18 protein-coding genes are annotated in these 17,627 nt (G+C 60.9%); 12 read left to right on the top strand and 6 right to left on the bottom strand.

The window, feature by feature from the left end; all coding sequences use genetic code 11:
* The first annotated feature begins 37 nt into the window (after nt 1-37).
* Nucleotides 38-568: an SRPBCC family protein gene (locus tag GRAN_RS08450; RefSeq protein WP_128912464.1), complete on the top strand. Its 531-nt coding sequence runs from the start codon at nt 38-40 to the stop codon at nt 566-568.
* 3 nt (nt 569-571) lie between these two features.
* Here the strand turns inward: GRAN_RS08450 and GRAN_RS08445 are convergent, their stop codons facing one another.
* Together GRAN_RS08445 and dnaN are read right to left on the bottom strand one after the other, a co-directional pair.
* Nucleotides 572-937, bottom strand: a complete 366-nt coding sequence (locus GRAN_RS08445; protein ID WP_128912463.1) for an HNH endonuclease — start codon at nt 935-937, stop codon at nt 572-574.
* 131 nt (nt 938-1,068) lie between these two features.
* Entirely contained in the window at nt 1,069-2,202 is a 1,134-nt protein-coding gene (gene dnaN / locus GRAN_RS08440; protein ID WP_128913042.1) for a DNA polymerase III subunit beta, read from the bottom strand.
* Nucleotides 2,203-2,879: 677 nt separating this feature from the next.
* Between dnaN and GRAN_RS08435 the strand changes: the two genes are divergently transcribed.
* Nucleotides 2,880-3,533, top strand: a complete 654-nt coding sequence (locus GRAN_RS08435; RefSeq protein WP_128912462.1) for an NAD(P)-dependent oxidoreductase — start codon at nt 2,880-2,882, stop codon at nt 3,531-3,533.
* Between the two features lie 79 nt (nt 3,534-3,612).
* Here the strand turns inward: GRAN_RS08435 and GRAN_RS08430 are convergent, their stop codons facing one another.
* The gene (locus tag GRAN_RS08430; RefSeq protein ID WP_128912461.1) at nt 3,613-5,364 is read right to left on the bottom strand and encodes a hypothetical protein; all 1,752 of its coding nucleotides are present in this window, start codon (nt 5,362-5,364) and stop codon (nt 3,613-3,615) included.
* 64 nt (nt 5,365-5,428) lie between these two features.
* The gene (gene dnaA / locus GRAN_RS08425; protein WP_128912460.1) at nt 5,429-6,856 is read right to left on the bottom strand and encodes a chromosomal replication initiator protein DnaA; all 1,428 of its coding nucleotides are present in this window, start codon (nt 6,854-6,856) and stop codon (nt 5,429-5,431) included.
* A gap of 641 nt (nt 6,857-7,497) precedes the next feature.
* Between dnaA and rpmH the strand changes: the two genes are divergently transcribed.
* The 6 genes from rpmH (at nt 7,498) to GRAN_RS08395 (ending at nt 11,961) form a co-directional block, all read left to right on the top strand.
* Nucleotides 7,498-7,653 (top strand): 50S ribosomal protein L34, encoded by a 156-nt coding sequence (gene rpmH, locus GRAN_RS08420; protein WP_089836647.1) that lies wholly within the window; start codon nt 7,498-7,500, stop codon nt 7,651-7,653.
* A 104-nt stretch (nt 7,654-7,757) separates the two neighbouring features.
* Nucleotides 7,758-8,402: an FMN-binding negative transcriptional regulator gene (locus GRAN_RS08415; protein WP_128912459.1), complete on the top strand. Its 645-nt coding sequence runs from the start codon at nt 7,758-7,760 to the stop codon at nt 8,400-8,402.
* A gap of 31 nt (nt 8,403-8,433) precedes the next feature.
* Nucleotides 8,434-8,865 carry a ribonuclease P protein component gene (gene rnpA / locus GRAN_RS08410; protein WP_241654412.1) on the top strand — a complete coding sequence of 144 codons (432 nt, stop codon included), beginning with the start codon at nt 8,434-8,436 and terminating at the stop codon, nt 8,863-8,865.
* Nucleotides 8,862-9,131, top strand: coding sequence for a membrane protein insertion efficiency factor YidD (gene yidD / locus GRAN_RS08405; protein WP_128912458.1), 270 nt, complete (start codon nt 8,862-8,864; stop codon nt 9,129-9,131). Before rnpA ends, yidD begins: the two co-directional genes overlap by 4 nt.
* A gap of 118 nt (nt 9,132-9,249) precedes the next feature.
* A complete protein-coding gene (yidC, locus tag GRAN_RS08400; RefSeq protein WP_128912457.1) occupies nt 9,250-11,082 on the top strand; it encodes a membrane protein insertase YidC in 1,833 nt (610 codons plus the stop codon).
* Between the two features lie 351 nt (nt 11,083-11,433).
* On the top strand, nt 11,434-11,961 hold the full coding sequence (locus tag GRAN_RS08395) for a Jag family protein (protein WP_128912456.1): 528 nt from the start codon (nt 11,434-11,436) through the stop codon (nt 11,959-11,961).
* A 2-nt stretch (nt 11,962-11,963) separates the two neighbouring features.
* Here the strand turns inward: GRAN_RS08395 and GRAN_RS08390 are convergent, their stop codons facing one another.
* Complete coding sequence (locus GRAN_RS08390) at nt 11,964-12,893, bottom strand: NADP-dependent oxidoreductase (RefSeq protein WP_128912455.1); 930 nt, start codon at nt 12,891-12,893, stop codon at nt 11,964-11,966.
* Nucleotides 12,894-12,970: 77 nt separating this feature from the next.
* Nucleotides 12,971-13,243 carry a hypothetical protein gene (locus GRAN_RS08385; protein ID WP_128912454.1) on the bottom strand — a complete coding sequence of 91 codons (273 nt, stop codon included), beginning with the start codon at nt 13,241-13,243 and terminating at the stop codon, nt 12,971-12,973.
* A 215-nt stretch (nt 13,244-13,458) separates the two neighbouring features.
* Here GRAN_RS08385 and thrS point away from each other — a divergent pair, with 215 nt between their 5' ends.
* The 4 genes from thrS (at nt 13,459) to GRAN_RS08365 (ending at nt 17,569) form a co-directional block, all read left to right on the top strand.
* On the top strand, nt 13,459-15,537 hold the full coding sequence (gene thrS, locus GRAN_RS08380) for a threonine--tRNA ligase (protein WP_128912453.1): 2,079 nt from the start codon (nt 13,459-13,461) through the stop codon (nt 15,535-15,537).
* 72 nt (nt 15,538-15,609) lie between these two features.
* Entirely contained in the window at nt 15,610-15,981 is a 372-nt protein-coding gene (locus GRAN_RS08375) for a ComEA family DNA-binding protein (RefSeq protein ID WP_128912452.1), read from the top strand.
* A gap of 50 nt (nt 15,982-16,031) precedes the next feature.
* A complete protein-coding gene (locus GRAN_RS08370; protein WP_192897980.1) occupies nt 16,032-16,391 on the top strand; it encodes a hypothetical protein in 360 nt (119 codons plus the stop codon).
* On the top strand, nt 16,382-17,569 hold the full coding sequence (locus tag GRAN_RS08365) for an acyltransferase family protein (RefSeq protein ID WP_128912451.1): 1,188 nt from the start codon (nt 16,382-16,384) through the stop codon (nt 17,567-17,569). Before GRAN_RS08370 ends, GRAN_RS08365 begins: the two co-directional genes overlap by 10 nt.
* Nucleotides 17,570-17,627 lie beyond the last annotated feature (58 nt).

The raw sequence follows: 17,627 nt of genomic DNA, 5'->3' as shown, positions 1-17,627 counted from the left end.
GGAGCCTCCCGATCGGAGGCTGTGAGGGGGTACTTCGATGCGCAGAGTTGTGTATATAGGCTGGCTGTTTGGCTTGCTCGGACTTGCCGGATGCGGGGATTCGCTGCAGACGTTGAATGGGATGGCGGAAGCGGGGCGAGTGCATGAAAGTGCGCCGATCGTGGCGCACGTACGGATCTCGATTGCGGCGCCCCAAGAGAGGGTTTGGGGGTTTCTGGTCGATGCCGCGGGGTGGCCGAAGTGGGCGGACCAGATTGATAGCATTACCGTCGATGGGCCGCTGGTGAGTGGACGGAGATTTACCTGGAAGAGCGGCGGGATGACGATCCACTCGCAGGTGCGGATGGTTGTAGCGGGGAAAGCTTTGGCCTGGACGGGGGGAGCGCTGACGGGGAAGGCTGTCCATGTATGGAGGCTCGAGGCGAATGCGAGTGGTGGGACGGATGTTTCGGAGGATGAGTCGATGGAGGGGCTGCTGATGGCGCAGATGTACTCCTCGGCGAAGCTGATCGAGGCGGATACCGCGTGGCTCGAGGCTTTGAAGAAGGCGGCGGAGCGGGTGCCGTAGCGGCTACGGGAGGGGGATGCCGGTGGTGTCGGAGTGCTGGACCTTCTGGTGGCAGGGGCGACAGAGGAGGATGGTGTTGCCGGGGGTGTAGCCTTCGATGGCCTTGATGCGGTGGAGCTCGGAGCCCTTGGCGGGAAGCTTCTGGCTGCACTGAGCGCAGAGGCCCTTCTGGTATTTGGCTTTCTGGTCTTTGAGCTTGCGGCGCTGGGTGGGGGTTCCACGTTCGTCGAACTCAAGGCGCTTGGCGATGTAGCGGCGGAGCTGGAAGCGTGTCGGTTCGTCGCCGGCAGCTATGGTTTCGATTTCGGCGCGCAGGGTGGTGAGGAGGGCTATGGCCTTTTCGCGGTTCTCGTTGGAAAGGATGGGCATAGTGGCTTTGGATTCGAGCCTTGCTCTTCACCAGCATAAGCTTGGGACGAGAGACAGAATAGGCCCGGCGTTTTCTCCGGGCCTCTCGTTTGCACTTGTGGCGAAGCCGCCTTTCGCCGTTCGCGAAGGACTCAGATGCGCATGGGCATGAGGATGTAGCGGTACTTCACGTCTTCGTTGCCGTCTTCGGGCCGCATCTGGCCGGCCGATTGGGCGTCCTTGAACTCCAGCCTCACTTCGCCCTGGGTGCCGATAGCCTTGAGGAAGTCGATGAGGTACTGGGAGTTGAAGCCTACGACGAGGGGGTCGTAGTTGTAGGGGGTTTCGATGGTGTCTTCGGATTCGCCGGCGTCGGTGGAGGAGGAGGAGAGCTTCAGCTCGTTCTGCTCAAGGCGGATCTTGATGGCTCCGGAGCGCTCATCGGCGAACTGAGCTACGCGCTGGATGCAGCCCATAAGGTCTTCCGAGCGAACGATGACGAACTTGTTGTTGTCGCGCGGGAGGACGGCCTCGTAGTTGGGGAACTGGCCGGTGAGCTTGCGGCTGGTCAGGACTCGGCCGCCGACCTTGAAGAAGAGGGTCTGGTCGTCGTCGGCGAAGTCAAGGGTGTCAGCTTCGGTGCTGGAGAGCAGGCTCGATAGTTCGCTGAGCGCCTTGCGGGGGATGAGAGTCTTCTTTTCGCCGGAGATGCCTTCGAGCGTCTCACCGAGCTTTTCGACGTGTGCGAGGCGGTGGCCGTCGGTGGCAACCATGGCCATGGACTCGGCCTTGAGGACGAGCAGGGCGCCGTTGAGGGTGTAGCGGCTCTCTTCGTTCGAGATGGCAAAGATGGTCTTCGAGATCATGCCCTTGAGCGACGGGACGGAGATGCGGAAGCTGCCGCTGGTCGGGAACTCGGGGACCTGGGGGAAGTTCGCGCGGGCCATGCCGACCATTTTGGTATTCGACCGGCCAGCGCGGATCTGGACCCAGTGGTTGTCCATGAGCTTGATGGAGATCTCGCCTTCGGGCAGGAGCTTGATGTAGTCGTAGAGCTTGCGGGCGGGGATGGTGCAGGCTCCGGCTTTTTTGACCTTGGCGGCGCAGCTTGTGCGGAGGCTTTGGTCGAGGTCAGTGGCGGTGATGGTGAGACGGCCAACTTCGCCGTCGGTGGTGGCCTCGAAGAGGAAGTTCGAGAGGATCGGAATGGTCGTTTTGCGCTCGACGACGGACTGGGCGGCGGTGAGCTCACGAAGCAACTCGGCACGGGAGACGGTGAGTTCCAGGTTGCCGGCCAGCACGGTGGCGTGTGCGGAGGAGGCGGTGCTTTCGAGGTTCGGAGTGGATGTGCTCACGGTCAGGGTCTCCAGTGCGGCGAAAAAGGCGCTGCGGGGCGGACGCGGATGAAATCGGTCCTGCGGAAACTGTACACGGGAAGGTGCATTCTTCGCGCGGGACGGGTCTCCGGCATGGTCCGATTCTAGCGGCGCGGAGCGGCGGGACGCGACTGCTTTCTTTGTGGGAAACCGTGTCTGGTGTGTGGGTTGCGAGGAGACTGGACGAGCTCCGGTGCGAGGCAGGTTTTAGTGGGGTGCTACTGCTCCTACTAGATAAGGGAAAAAGGATAGAAAGTGCTAGAAGCCTTAACCGTTTGCGCTTGAAATGTGGATTTAAGCGCCAGGTCCTTGTGAGAACAGGAGTTAGGGTTTACCCCCGGTTTAGAAAATCCTCTGGGAGGAAACGGAGGGATGGTAAGACAGGGTAAAAACTTCTCGATACCTCCCGGGCGATCCACGATCTCCACACACAGCCGAAGCGGGATTGGAGAAGAGTGCGGGCAAAGGGTGGGAATGCGCCTCAACAAACGTGGAATGAAAGCTTTACGGGGTGCAATTTGTTCACAGTCCAAACGGCGGGTGGAGGATAAACGCGGTAAAACCGTTGTGAGACCGAGGTGAGTGCGATGGCCGGAACGCAGATCAGGATTGCGATCTTTGGGGCGAATGGGGGTACGGGAAGACTGCTGACGGAGCGGTGTCTCGCACAGGGGAGGCAGGTAACGGTGCTCCTGCGGACGCCGGAGACGTTTCCGTTCCGGGATAGGGTGCGCGTGGTGGAGGGGAATGCGTTCGATTCGGTGGCCATCGAGGAGACGTTGGTGGGGGCGGATGCGGTGTTTTCGGCTCTGGGGGCGAAGTCGCTGAAGCGGGAGGATGTGCTGGAGCGTGCGGTCCCGCTGATCGTGCGGGCGATGGAGGTGCGAGGGCCGAAGAGGCTGATCGCTCTAGGGTCGGCTGGGGCGCTGCCGAGTTCGCTCGATAAGCAGCCTGCGTGGCGGCGGTGGATCGTGCAGAACATCGTCTACAACACGTTTCTGAAGTGGCCGGTGGCGAGCCAGATCTCGCAATGGCAAACGCTGTCGCACTCGGGGCTCGATTGGACCATGGTGATGCCGCCGATGCTCACGAACGGGGCTGAGCGGGGGAGTTACAGGGTCGATGGGGAGGCGCTGCCACGAAACTCGAGCAGGATTGCCCGGGCGGATGTGGCGGACTTCATGATGGCGCAGCTTGGCGAGGTGCGGTGGGTGCGGAAGGGCGTTTATATCGGGTGGTAAAAACCGCGCTGCCAAGATCACGGCAAACGCAGATTCCCTACGGGAATGACACCCCGAACGGAAACGACAACTGCAGCGGCTACTTCTGGCGGTAGAGGGTGTAGCCGCCGAAATCCTCGACGCGCTGCCAGTTCTTTGCGACTTCCTGTTCGAGGAGCTCGCCGGAGTTGAAGACGTGCTTCTTGGTGTAGGTGATGCCGAAACGCATGATAACGAAGCGGCGTCGGTTGTCGCCCATCTCGAAGATGCGGTAGTCCTGGGTGGGGAAGAGGACGTAGGGGACCTGCCGCATCTCTGCGATCTTGCGCTCCTGGCCAGGGATATCCTGCGAGTTGATCATGAAGCAGAAGTAGCCGGGAGCAAACTGGCCGTTCTGCGTCAGAGCCTCCATGACGCGGATGGGAAGCTTGAAGGGGGCGGCGATCTTAGCTCCGCCGGTAACGGCCTCAAGGTGGGCGACGTCGACGTTATCGGGCCAGATATTGCCGGAAATGACCTGCTTCTCGAGGGGTTTATACAGGATGGCCTGGCTGGCTGTGCTGTAGACGGCGGAGACGATGAAGAGCGCCACCCAGACAGTCGACCAGACGTTCTGATAGGCGCTGACAGCGACCAGCGAGAGCAGGAGGACGCCGATGCCGGCGAAGAAGGTGTGAAGCTCGTCACAGCGGCCGAGGCCCGCGGGGACCATGCCGAGGGCCGCGATGTAGAGGCCGATCATGGGGCCGGCTTCACGCCCATAGCGGCGGACGTATCCGGCGATGGCGAAGGGGCTGAGGGCGATCGCGGCGAGGAGGAGGATCTCGAGGTGCGGCTTGGCCTCGATGACCCCGGCGAAGTTGCCTCCGGCGAAGCGGAGCATCATCTCGAAGTAGTTGCGGCCAAGCAGGACAGCGGCGACGGCCAGGCCGACGAGCGGAGCGGCACAGGCGGCGAGCCAGCGAGAATCCCGGTCCATGGCGGCGCGATAGAGGCCGTAGGCTCCGGCTCCTCCAGCGAAGGCGACGCCGAGCTCGGGGGAGATGGAGAGCATGAGGATCTGGGCCAGGCCGAAGAGGATTGACTGGCGCCAAACTCCGGCCTGGGCGGTGATCCAGAGGATGCCGGCATAGGGCAGGGCGAAGCGGAGGAGAGTGTAGTTGAGGCCGAGCAGCGGGGTGAGAGTGCCGAACGCCATCGTGAGCATGGCGACACCCTTGAGGCGGCGGGTGAGGGGCAGGCTCTGGATGGCGTAAAAGATGATTCCCAGCCCAGCTAACTGCATGACGGTCAGCGAGACCATATAGGCGCCGGGAGCCTTGAGACCAAGAGGGGCGAGGACGCGGATGAAGAGTTCGGGCCAGTAAAAGAGCAGCGGGCCGTAGGCGAACTCAATGTCCTTGTAGAGGACGGCATGGTCGTGCAGGTGACGGCCGACCTGGGTGAGGAAGTAGCTGGCGTCACAGTAGTAGACGTCGGCGATGGCGACGCGCCAGCCGAGGAAGGCGTGGAAGATGATGGCGGCTGCCGACGCCCAGGCCAGCCAGCTGAGAGGCATCGTTCCCTGCTCGGGTGGGTCCGTGATGCGGGCTCCTATGCGCCTCCACCACAGGAGGATGGCGACCGCCGCGCTCACGAAGACGGTCGAGAGCATCGCCACCCGGTTGCCGAAGCCAACGGCATAGGACGCAGACTGCGACGGAGTTGTCGGAGGGAAAGCGAATGGGAGGATGAAGACGCAGAGGCTCGCGACGGCCCCGATCGCGAGCCAGATCTGAACCGTCGGCTGCCGCCAGAAAGGAACTCTCCCGCTGGTCCCGGCCGGGGTCTGAGAGAGGTCCAGGTGCGCCATCGTTGGGTGAGTATAGCACCGGGCCGGCGCTGCCCTGAGCCTCGCCCGGCCTGCGGCGAGGGCGCTAGTTGAGCGTCTCCATCAGCTTGTTGATGGTGCGATTGAGATCCTTGTCGGTGCGGCGCTGCTCGTCGATCTTGCCGATGGAATGCATGACCGTGGTGTGGTGTTTGCCGCCGAACTGGCGTCCGATTTCGGGCAACGACGCCTCGGTCATCTGCTTGGCCAGGTACATCGCGATCTGCCGGGGAACCACGATTTGGCGGGAGTTGTTCTTCTGCTTCAGTTCCGCGACGCGCATGCCGAAGTGTTCCGCAACGGCACGCTGAATCGCCTCGATCGTAATCTTTCGGACCTGCGTGTCGATGAACTGTTTGAGGCACTGCTGGGTGACGGCCATCGTGATCTCGACGCCATGCATGCTGCACCAGGCGATGAGGCGGACGAGAGCACCTTCGAGCTCACGGACGTTGGTCCGCACGTTCGAAGCGATGAAGAGGGCGACGTCGGTGGGGAGCTGCGTCTGCTCGCTCTCGGCCTTCTTCTGGAGGATCGCAACCTTGGTTTCGAGATCGGGTGGCTGGATGTCGGCGATGAGACCCCACTCGAAGCGGGAGCGAAGGCGGTCTTCAAAGTCGGCGAGCTCTTTTGGGGGACGGTCGGAGGCGATGACGATCTGCTTCATGCTCTCGTGGAGCGTGTTGAAGGTATGAAAGAACTCTTCCTGCGTGCGCTCCTTGCCGGCGAGGAACTGGATGTCGTCGATGAGGAGGACGTCGACGTTGCGGAACTTGTCGCGGAACGAGGTCATCTTGTCGTACCGGACAGAGTTGATCATCTCGTTGGTGAACTTTTCGCCCGAGACGTAGCAGATAGAGGCGTGCGGCTGACGGCGCTTCACGTCGTGGCCGATGGCATGCATCAGGTGGGTCTTGCCCATGCCGACGCCACCGTAGAGGAACAGCGGGTTATAGGCCTTCGATGGGCGCTCGGCGACAGCTTGCGAGGCGGCCATGGCGAACTGGTTTCCGGATCCGATGACGAAGGCGTCGAACTGGTAGCGCGGGTTGAGCTGGGAGGCGGCGTTCCAGTCGAAGCGGGCCTGCTCAGGTGCGGCAATGCCGGCCTGCGCAGGGGCTCCGGGACGGCTTGGGCGCGGGGCGTTAAGGCTGTGGCTGGGAAGGGGTGCGAAGCCTCCGTCCTCCCGAACGCGGGGCGCGCTGGGGTCCTGCTGGGGAGTCTGGAAGGTGACATCGTCGATGTCGAGTTGGAGGTTGTCAATGGCCTCCTGGATGAGGTCGGCGTACTTCTCTCCGACCTTTTCAAATTCGACGGAGGGGATCCGCACGAAGAGCGTCCGTCCCGCGATGTGCGAGAAGCGCGTCGGCTTCAACCAGGTCTCAAACGACTGCCGGTTGATCTTCTTCTCGAGCGCTCCAAGAATTCTTACCCAGGAATTCAGCACGGCTGCGGCCGTCGGGACAAATGACATACTTCGTGTTCTCTCTTTCAACGATGTCTTACGCTACGGAGCCGAGCTGACCCATGCGCCGGTGAGGGCGATGGGAAGCAACAAGCCGCACGTCTATCCGGTGATTCGCGACAGCCATCCGCCGAGGCGGAATGGAAAAAGGCAAACGAGTTCCCTACTCCCCGGAAGAGGCGAGTGTGGTTTGTCTCAACTTGGCCAGAATCTTCGCGACAGGAAACCTGTTTGGGGCGAAGAGAAGTGAATCTGAACAACCGCGAAACGAGCAGGACAGGCGTGAAGCCGTCTTGCGGAACGGGTTTGATACTAGCAGGAAAACCGGGGCTTTTTCTCGTGGTTTGGCGAGAAAATGTGACAGTCCCGTGAGTTGCACCAGAAGTGGTGAAGATTGGGAATGTCGCTCTGCGAACCATCCACAAGATGTTGGATACGATGAATTCGAGCGCGGACGGGACGCTGGATCGGGAGGCTGCGGAGGGAAAATAGCGGAGTTTCGTTGCCGTTTTTCCACCTCTCGCGTATACTCAGAAATTGCTGTCGCACCGCTAAGAATCCGCTTACAGGTTCGGGCATGGGTTGATGACCCGCTCGCCTTTCGGATCCCTCAGACAACGCGGCCAACTAGAGAGTTCAGGAGTCGTTCCATGCCCAAGCGTACCTTTCAGCCGAACCGCCGCCACCGTGCCAAGACCCATGGCTTCCTCACCCGCATGAAGACCAAGGCCGGAGCCGCCGTGCTCAGCCGCCGCCGCGCCAAGGGCCGTCACAAGATCGCCGTCAGCGCCGGCTTCCGCGACTAGTCCTCGTTCCGCTTACCTCGCACCGTAAGCTTCGCGTTTCACCAGACAGCCAGGGTCGAGGATTCTTTCCTCCCTTGGCTGTTTTTTCATGAGGGGTGTCGCCGATGTACATTCCCAGAGCGAATGAAGAGAAGCGTGTGCCGGTGATTCACAGGCTGATGGCCGAGCATCCGCTGGCCTCGCTGGTGACGCTTGGATCTTCGGGGCTGTTCGCGACGCATCTGCCTGTCGTCATCGAGCAGGATGGGTCGGAGTTCGGTGTGCTCAAGGGGCATATCTCGCGGGCGAATAGGCAGGCGAAGGACCTGGTTGCGGATGTCGATGCGCTGGCGATCTTTGCCGGGCCGCAGCACTACATCTCCGCGACGTGGTATCCGGGAAAGCTCGAGAACGGCGAAGAGGTTCCCACATGGAACTATGCAGTCGTACACGCGTATGGTCCTCTGCGTGTCGTTGAGGATGCGGTCTGGATGCGGGCTCATCTCGAATCGCTGACCGATAGGCATGAGGCGGCGTTGCCCGTGCCTTGGAAGGTGTCGGATGCTCCGGAGGCTTTCATCCGGACGATGATGAACGGGATCGTCGGGTTGGAGATGCCGATCCGCCGGCTCGAGGGCAAGTGGAAAATGAGCCAGAACCGGACGGAGCGGGACCGGGCGGGAGTGCTTCAAGGGCTCGCGTCGCTTGGGACGCCGGAGAGCCGGGTCATCGGACAGATGGTCGAGGCTGCTCCTCGGGGTAAAGGCTGAAGAGTAAGCTTGATAAGGACTGTAGCCCGCTATGTCGATGCCTTTGAACAAGCCCGCGATCGTCTTCCGCCTGCGCAAGCATGCGGACTATCAGCGCGTGTACAAGGCGAGCCGGAAGCAGTTCGCCAAGCAGATGAGCTTCTTCTTCACCCTGCGGACACCCGAGAGCAATGAGCGGGCGATGGATGCGTCGGCTCCGCGTGTAGGCCTGACAGTGGGCAAGGTGATGGGCAAGGCCGTCGACCGCAATCGGATCAAGCGAAGGATGCGCGAGGCTGTCCGGCGCAACCTTCCTATGCTTCGGCTCCCGGTGGACGTGATTCTTCACCCGCGACGGTCGGTGATCGAGCTTGACTTCTCCTTGCTCGAGCGGGAGGTCGCACAGGTCTTCCGTCAGGTACAGAAGATGGCTGAGAAGCAGATTCCGCCCGCGCCGAGCGATTCGATAGCCCCGAGTATATGAGTGCCGACACGGAACGGACGCCAGGGTGGCCGCTTCGAGCGGCGTTTTCGGGCTATAAGCTGGTCGTTTCCCCCGTCCTGCATGCGATCAGCCCCACGCAGTGCAAGTTCCTTCCTACGTGCTCGGAGTACGCGTATACAGCGATGGCGCGGCATGGGATGGTACGTGGGACGGTCCTTGCCGTGCGGCGGATTGCGCGTTGCCATCCGTTTGCCGAGGGCGGGCTGGATCCGGTACCGGAGGCAAGGCAGCCGGGAAGTCGGTAACGCAAAAGCAAAGGCCACCATTTATCATCGTCTGAGGGCATGTCGCGCCTAAGGGCATTCCTTGCCCGCACCGCTATCCCAAACCCCGCAATCAGCTCGACAGATAGGAAGTTCCACAGTGGCAGAGTTCAAGAACCCAAACCAGCCCGGCGCGCCGCAGGGAAATCAGTCCCTCCTCGTCATGATGGTCGTCCTGGTCACCGTCTTCTTCGCAGCCCAGTACTACAAGGCAAAGCACAATCCGCAGACCGCGAGCCCGAACGCTGCGTCTCAGGGCACACCGCAGAACGTTCCTTCCCCGTCAGGCTTTGTGCAGCCGAACAATGCGCCCCAGCCCGGAACACCCGCTGCTGCTGCCGCGAATGCCGGGGCGATTGCCGCCGTGCAAGCAAGCGCCGAGGCGAGCACCGTCGTTGAGAACGAGCTTTACAGGATCACCTTTTCCAACCGTGGCGCGCAGGTGACGAGCTGGATCCTGAAGGCTTATAAGGACAACTACGGCAAGCCGCTCGACCTCGTGCATGAGCAGGCCGCAAAGGAGTTCGGGTATCCGCTTTCCATCTACACGTACGATTCCGGGCTGACCGCCAGCCTTCGCCAGGCGATGTTTGTTCCCTCGGCCACCGGGACGATCTCGAGTCCGACATCGCTGACCTTCAACTTCTCGAACGGCGACTATGCCGTGAAGAAGACCTTCTCGTTCGACGAGACCTACGTCCTGCATGCCGGAGTGGAGGTGACGCGCAACGGAGCGCCGATTCGTGCGCTGCTGGCCTGGCCAGGCGGGTTTGGCGACATTGAGAACGCCAAGGATTACGCGCTGACCACGATCGACGTCAGCCGCTCGGGCAAGGAAGACCATCTGGCAGGCAAGAAGGTCTCGGGCGGTGGGACGCTCGATGGCCCGTTCGATTGGGCCGGCGTCTCCGACCAGTACTTCGCGGCGATCTTCCTGCCGGATTCTCCACGCACCGCGACGGTCGCAACGCTGCATAACGAGATCACGGTGGACAAGGTCGCGCGTAAGAACGGCGTGGGCCAGGGCTCGCAGGTGTCGGGGGACAACAAGGGAACGGTGCAGGTGCCCCTGCTTGGCGCAGCCATTGGTGACGTGAACGGCCCGGCGATGACCCGGATCTATGCAGGGCCCAAGGCAGTGAACATCCTCAAGAATGTCCACGCGGCAAACCCGGATGTGACGCTCGAGCCTCTCCTTGACTTCGGATTCTTCGGGATCATTGGCAAGCTTCTGTTCCTCGCCCTGCAGTGGGTGCATGCACACGTGGTGTCGAACTGGGGCTGGGCGATCGTGATCCTGACGATTGCCATCAACGCGATCATCCTGCCGTTGCGCGTGAAGACGATGCAATCCGGCCTGAAGATGCAGCGAATTCAGCCGCAGATGGACGCGATCAAGGCGAAGTACAAGAGCCTCAAGGTCACCGATCCGAAGCGCAATGAGATGAATGCCGAGATCATGCAGCTCCAGAAGGACAACGGAGTGAACATGTTCGGCGGGTGCATCCCGACGCTGATCCAGCTTCCGCTCCTCTTCGCGTTCCTCGGCATGCTGCCGAAGGTAGTCGAGCTGCGGCAGGCGCACTGGGGCTGGCTGCCGGATCTTTCCGCCGCCGATCCCTACCACATTCTGCCGATTCTGATGATCGTAAGCCAGTTCCTGGTGCAGTTCTACACGCCTTCTCCGGGTGTCGATCCGCAGCAACAGAAGATGATGGCTTTCATGATGCCGGCGTTCTCGGGGTATATCACCTGGAATTATGCGTCGGGCCTGGCGCTCTACTGGGCTGTCGGAAATCTGATCGGAATTGCGCAGCAAGCGATCATGAATCGCACTTCCCTCGGACGCGAAGCTCGCGAACTTGCCGCGAAGCGCGCTCGGCGCAAGTCGGGCCAGCCACCGACGCTCCAGGGAAAGGCCGTTCGCCGGTAGGTCCGGCTGAAATTCGAGGAAGCTGTTGACCCGAAGTTCGAGGCGGGGACCGCCTGGTGCAGCCGCTCTTCGTCCCATTCCAAAAAGGAACGCGATGAAGGGCGGCAGCATGAAATATAGGTCGCTTTGATTACGTTGGTGAGCGTATAAGTAGAACGTTCTATCGTGTCGCGACACTTCCGCCGATAACAAACATGGGAAATCCAAGCGTTTCAGGGCTAGTCGAAAGACTTTCTCAAACGCAGCGTAGTTTGAATTGGCATCAGGCCATGGGTATAGTGAGGGACTTGCTCTCGTTACCGCAGAGTGAGTGAGCGTTTCTTTACAAAAGCTTGATGGGGAGAGTACGGCGTGGGCGAAGAAACGAACGACCTCATGTTTCATGAGCCGGAGATTGCAGAGATTCTTGACAATATCGTCGCGGCGACGCACCTCGAGGTGGCGTTCAAAGTCGTTCATCACGCTGGATCCGTACCTGAGTTGACGGTGGAGTTCTTTGGTCCGGATAGTTCCCTGCTGACCACGCGCAATGGCGAGCTCCTCCGGGCGTTCGAACACCTGGTGTCGAAGATGATCGGCTTGGAACCCGATCAGCACGATCTTCTATCCTTCGACGCGAACCAGTTCAAGCTGAAGCGGGACCGCGCGCTGCGCGAACTTGCGCGCGAGGCAGCGGAGAAGGTGAAGGAGACGAGCCGGCCTTTCACCTTCGCACCGATGTCCTCGCACGAGCGGCGTCTGTTGCACTTGGCCTTCACGACCATGGGGCTGAGGACGGCGTCGACCGGTGAAGGCTCGCAACGGGCGGTGGTGCTTTACCCGCCGGGATCCGATTCGAGTGTTCCTTTGTCGGCCCGCAACGACGGTAGAAGGCAGTAGGTCTAGTTGGCCGGTGCAGCGGTTCCGACGAGTAGAAGGACTTTGCCGAGGCCGCCTTTTTCGACCGCAGCCTGTGCTTCTCCCGCGTCTTCGAGCGGCACCATCCGGTCAATAGGGATCTTCAAGTGGCCTGCGACCACGTCCTCCGCAAGGCCGCGGAGCATCTCGGCATCAGGCTGAGCGCGGACGGAAACGACCTTGATCGTCGGATGGAGAGCGCCGTTTACGGGCGGACTGACGACCGAGGCGAAGATGCCTCCCTGCTTGACCTTGGCCAGGAGAGCCTCGGCTGTTTTTCCACCTACAGTATCGGCGATGGCATCGATGAAGCCGAGCTTTGCCATCGCATCGTCGTCATCGAGCGCCAGAACCTGATCGGCTCCGAGCGTGCCAGCCTCTTCGATCTGCTTCTTACGGACTCCGGCGATGACTGTGGCTCCCTGCTTCTTCGCGGTCCACACAGCGGAGCGGCCGACCGCACCAGCCGCGCCGGTCACGAGGACGGTCTGGCCGCTGTGGGTCTCGGTGCCTCTGAGGATCAACTGCGCGCCGGTGAGTGTGACCAGCGGGAGGGCCGCTGCTTCTACCAGGTCGAGACCTTCGGGGACCTTAGCCAGGTCTGTCGCTTTTACGGCGACGAGTTCGGCGTAGGTTCCGGGGCTGAACGCCATCACCTTGTCGCCGGGCTCAAAGCCGGTGACTCCCTCGCCCAGTGTTCGGACGGTGCCGGAGACGTCGCGCCCGAGGATGCCGGGGAACTCTACAGGAAAGCGTTCCTTCGCCGCACCGGAGCGCATCTTGTAGTCGACGGGATTGATGCTCGCAGCCGCGACGCGTACGAGAATCTCGCCGGGACCCGCTACGGGGTCGGGAAAGTCCTCATATTTGAGCTTGGACGGGCCGCCATATTCGTGAAGCACCACAGCTTTCATGCGAAACACCTCACCCGGTCAGATGCGGCGGGCCACTCAAGGGGACGCCCGCCGGCCGGTTTGGGGTTTGCTGATGGTTAGGCTCGCTGCAGATGATGCTCTTCGTGCTCCGCGATCGCCGCAAAGCGCACATCGGTATCCCAGCTTGGGATGGAGAAGCGCTCGCTCGGATGCGCGTGATGGCCGGACATCTCGTTCTCGTGATGTTCCTTGAGGGTCAGGATGACCTTTTGACGGGCGAGGGCGCGCTCGGAAGGAGAAGTCCTCTGCCAGTAAACGAGAAATCCCTGACCGCAGATGGTACAACGTACGTCGCTTCCAGTGTTTGAACGCTCACAAAGAACCTGCATCGCCGTTCCTCCGTGTTTCAGTGGTAGAGCTACCCGGCTGTTGGTCGCCGGTGATGCTGACTCTATCGGCGTTTACGGGGGCGCAACAATGGCACTGTCGGGAGGAAGCGGTAACACTTTCGGGGCTTGGCCTTGAGTTCGGAGGCGATCGCCGTCCAGGCGCATCGACGCGTCCCGGGCGAAGCTCTATGCTTATATTTGTGAGTGAAGCCCAAATGTCCGCAAATGAAGTCGTCTCCAGCGCCGCAGTGATCGAAGTAAAACTTCCCGATGGTTCTATCCGCGAAGTCGCCTCCGGAACCACACCGCTCGATATCGCGAACGCCATCTCGCCGCGCCTTGCCGCGGCGGTTGTAGTTGCACGCATTCGTCCCCTGAGGCCTGCCGCGAGCCGGCGCGATCCCGAAGCGCCTGACTCTCCCGCTTCCGAGGAGTCAATGTATGCGGCTGATGCCACGGACCTTGATGGGACGCGGCTCGTCGACCTGACCGCTCCACTGACGGAGCCGGTGGAACTATGGCTGCTCAAGGAGCAGGATGAGGCCTCGCTCAAGGTGGTGCGGCACTCTGCCGCGCACGTGATGGCGACCGCGATCCTCGAGCTCTTCCCCGAGACGAAACTCGGGCACGGACCGGCGACGGACCAGGGATTCTTCTACGACGTCTATCGCCCGACGCCATTTTCCGATGCCGATCTCGCAGCGATCGAGGCACGAATGGCTGAGGTCGTCGCTCGCAACGAGCCGTTCGTGCGTGAGGAAGAGGCTCGTGAGAAGGGGTTGACCGACTACGCCGCCGAAGGCGAGTTCATGAAGGTCCACTTCATCGAGAAGTTCACGAAACCGGGTGACGAGATTTCGCTCTACCGGAACGGCAGCTTCAGTGACTTCTGCCGCGGCCCGCATGTTCCTTCGACAGGACGGGTGAAGGCGTTCAAGGTGACGTCGGTCGCCGGGGCGTACTGGCTCGGAGATGAGAAGAATCAGCAGCTCCAGCGCATCTACGGGACGGCCTTCTTTAATGGCAAGGACCTCGAAGCGCACTTCAAGAGGCTCGAAGAGATCAAGGCGCGCGATCACCGCGTGCTTGGCAAGCAACTCGACCTTTTCTCCATCCAGGAGGTCGCCGGGTCAGGTCTGATCTTCTGGCATCCGAAGGGCGGAATCATTCGCCGCGCGATGGAAGACTGGATGCGCGAAGCATGTATCAAGCGTGGCTATGATCTTGTCTTCACTCCGCACATCATGCGCCGCGAGCTCTGGAAGATCAGTGGTCATGAGGGGTTCTACTCGGCGAATATGTATCCGCCAATGGAGCTTGATGACGCTGAGTACAGGCTGAAGCCGATGAACTGCCCGGGTCACGTCCTCATCTACAAGAACTCGCCTCGCAGCTATCGCGATCTTCCCCAGCGGTATGCGGAGCTGGGCAACGTGTACCGGTATGAGCGCTCCGGAACGATGCATGGACTTCTGCGCGTGCGGGGCTTCACGCAGGACGATGCCCACATCTTTTGCACGCCGGGACAGATCGAAGACGAGGTGGTCGCCTGCATCGATTTTGCGCAGTTGACGCTGAAGACCTTCGGCTTCGACGAGTTCAAGGTGGAGCTTTCGACGTGGGACCCGAACGATCGCAAGAGCTATACGGGCTCCGAGGAGCATTGGCATCTTGCGATCAACTCGCTGAAGTCGGCGCTCAATCGCAAGGGCATTCCCTTCCGCGAAATTCCCGGCGAGGCCGCCTTCTATGGACCGAAGATCGATATCAAGCTGGTCGACGTGCTCGGCCGCATGTGGCAGCTTTCGACAGTGCAGTTCGACTTCAATCTTCCGGAGCGCTTCGAATTGGAGTACACGGCGGAGGATGGCGAGAAGCACAGACCCGTCATGGTCCACCGTGCGTTGTTCGGCTCTGTGGAGCGCTTCTTCGGCGTGCTGATCGAGCACTACGCGGGCGCGTTCCCGATGTGGCTCGCTCCCGTTCAGGTTGGGCTTGTGCCGATCAGCGAGAAGCATCTCGAGTACGCGCAGCAGGTGAAGGCAAGGCTCGAAGCGGCTGGTCTTCGGGTGGAACTCGACGCGCGGAACGAGAAGATGAATGCCAAGATCCGTGAGTTCACGCTGCAGAAGACGCCGTTCGTCCTCATCATGGGCGATAAGGAGTCGGCAAGCGACTCAGTGAGCGTGCGGACGCGCGGCAAGGGCGATGAAGGCAATGCGCCGGTCGCGGACTTCATCAGGCGCGCGACGACGCTGATCGCGACGAACGCCGCCACGCTGACCGTCGAGTAGAGGCCACGCCCGGGGCAAAAGATTGTTTCCGGGCGGGCCAAACCCTTTGTTTGTTTCGCATCTGACAGAGGCATGAAGCACGTTATTGTCACAACCGTCTGCCTACTCTCCCTCTGTGGCTGCACCCCGAACGCCAAAACTCCGGACAATATTCGTCAGGATGCGGCCGACGCGACTGCGTCGGCAGCTCGAGGGGCTGCCATTGCCACACAGGATGCCAAGGCCGCCGTGCAAGGTGTGCAGGATGGTCTCCGCAACCTGGCCCCGCTGAACCTGAATACCGCTTCGGAGCAGGACCTCGCCTCGCTGCCTGGAATGACGGATGCCGCGGCCGGCAGGATGATCGTGGGCCGGCCCTACAAGAGCACGGATGAATTGGTCTCGCGGCACATCCTCACTCGGGCCGAATATGACCGCATCTCCAGCCGGATCAAAGCTGAGTAATCCTTCGTCCCTGCGCGCCGTCAGGACGCATCGTTTAGGCTGAGAGCAGCATGAACCTAACGATCGCCGCTATCCGTTCCGGCACAGACCCGTGCGGCCCCCTGCCGCAAGGGTCGTTTCACCGCACGCTCGAAGACCAGATCACCTGTCCCAAATGCGATGCGACCTATAACCTCGTCGTCGATTTCGAGCAGGCGACTGGCCGCTTCTTCCCAGAGAACTCGCGCCCCCTTATGCTACTGTTGCAGAAAGCTATTTTTCTTGGACACAGCAACAATCACAGCGTCTCTCACTTTGAGACGGCCGGCGTAGTGGTTCGCTCGGTCACACCGACCCTCCCGAAGGAAAGCCGGCCTCGGACGGACGAGGGACCCACGGTTGCTTCTAAGGGAGAGATTGGATGGAGCTGAGCCAGGTTACCGATGCCCGCAGCCCCGCTTACACGCCCGGCGTTTCACGGCTACCAAACCTTAAAGCTCTAACCTCGATCCGCTTTTTCGCGGCGCTATACGTCGCGCTCTACCACTTAGTTCGGCCATTCAGCCTCTGGGGTATCTTCGCCGGTTTCATGGCTTCGGGCTATGTGGGCGTGAGTTTCTTCTTCATGCTCTCCGGGTTCATCCTGACCTATAGCCACGCGCGCGAGTATGAGAGCGGAAAGGGCAACGCGGTAAAGTTCTGGGTCGCCCGATTCGCGCGCGTTTACCCGGTTTACCTGATCAGCATGTTGTTTGCCGCCTATGTTAACCGAAGCCAGTTTCACATGAAGATACACATCCTTGCTTATGTTACCGACCTTTTGATGGTGCAGTCCTGGTCGATCCGCACGGCTGCCTTCTTCAATGTTCCCGCGTGGAGCCTTTCCTGCGAGGCGTTCTTTTACCTGGCTTTTCCCTACCTCATCCTTCGACTTCGTCCCAGTACGGCCACGAAGTCCATTCTTTCCGTTGCAGGTTTCTGGCTGCTGGGTCTGGCAGCTCCTCTGGTGTGCATTGTGCTCTTTCCGGACGCATCCTGGCAGGAGTTCGAGGGTTCCATCGCACCAGGTGCGCGATATGTCTATATGGTGCGGAAGCTTCCGCTCCTGGCGATTCCCGAGTTCTTTGCTGGCGTGTCGCTAGGATGGTTCTACCTTCGCTTCGGCGTCGGCAAGAGCAAATCCGCCTTGTTTGCGGTTACAGGCGCGATTGGAACCCTGGCCGTGCTCCTATTCGGCACTCATCTTCCGCTGATCTTTCTTCACAACGGACTTCTGATTCCCCTGTTCGCCCTGCTCATCCTTGGGCTCTGCGAGCCGAATTGGTTCACCAGCTTGCTTAGTGTCCCCTTCCTGATGCTTCTGGGCGAGGCGAGCTTTTCCCTCTATCTCATCCACTTCCTGTTCAACGACTGGATGAAGAACGCGTTCGGAGTCGGTGAGACGATCCCCTCCGCGCTATGGAAGCTCGTGATCGTGATCGGGATTTCGATCGGTCTTCACCTTGGCGTTGAGCGTCCGGGGCGCCGGTTGGTTCTCGAGTGGTGGCGAGCCAGGCATCCGGACCAGATGGCGCTTGCGGGCGCTCCGCTAGCTCGTCAAAAAACTTAGAACCCATTGGAAGCAGAGAGGCTCTGGCGTTTAGAGGAAACCGGTCTGTTGGCACTGC

It is taken from the genome of Granulicella sibirica (assembly GCF_004115155.1).
Classification (GTDB): domain Bacteria; phylum Acidobacteriota; class Terriglobia; order Terriglobales; family Acidobacteriaceae; genus Edaphobacter; species Edaphobacter sibiricus.
This window is presented reverse-complemented; position numbering and strand designations above follow the sequence as displayed.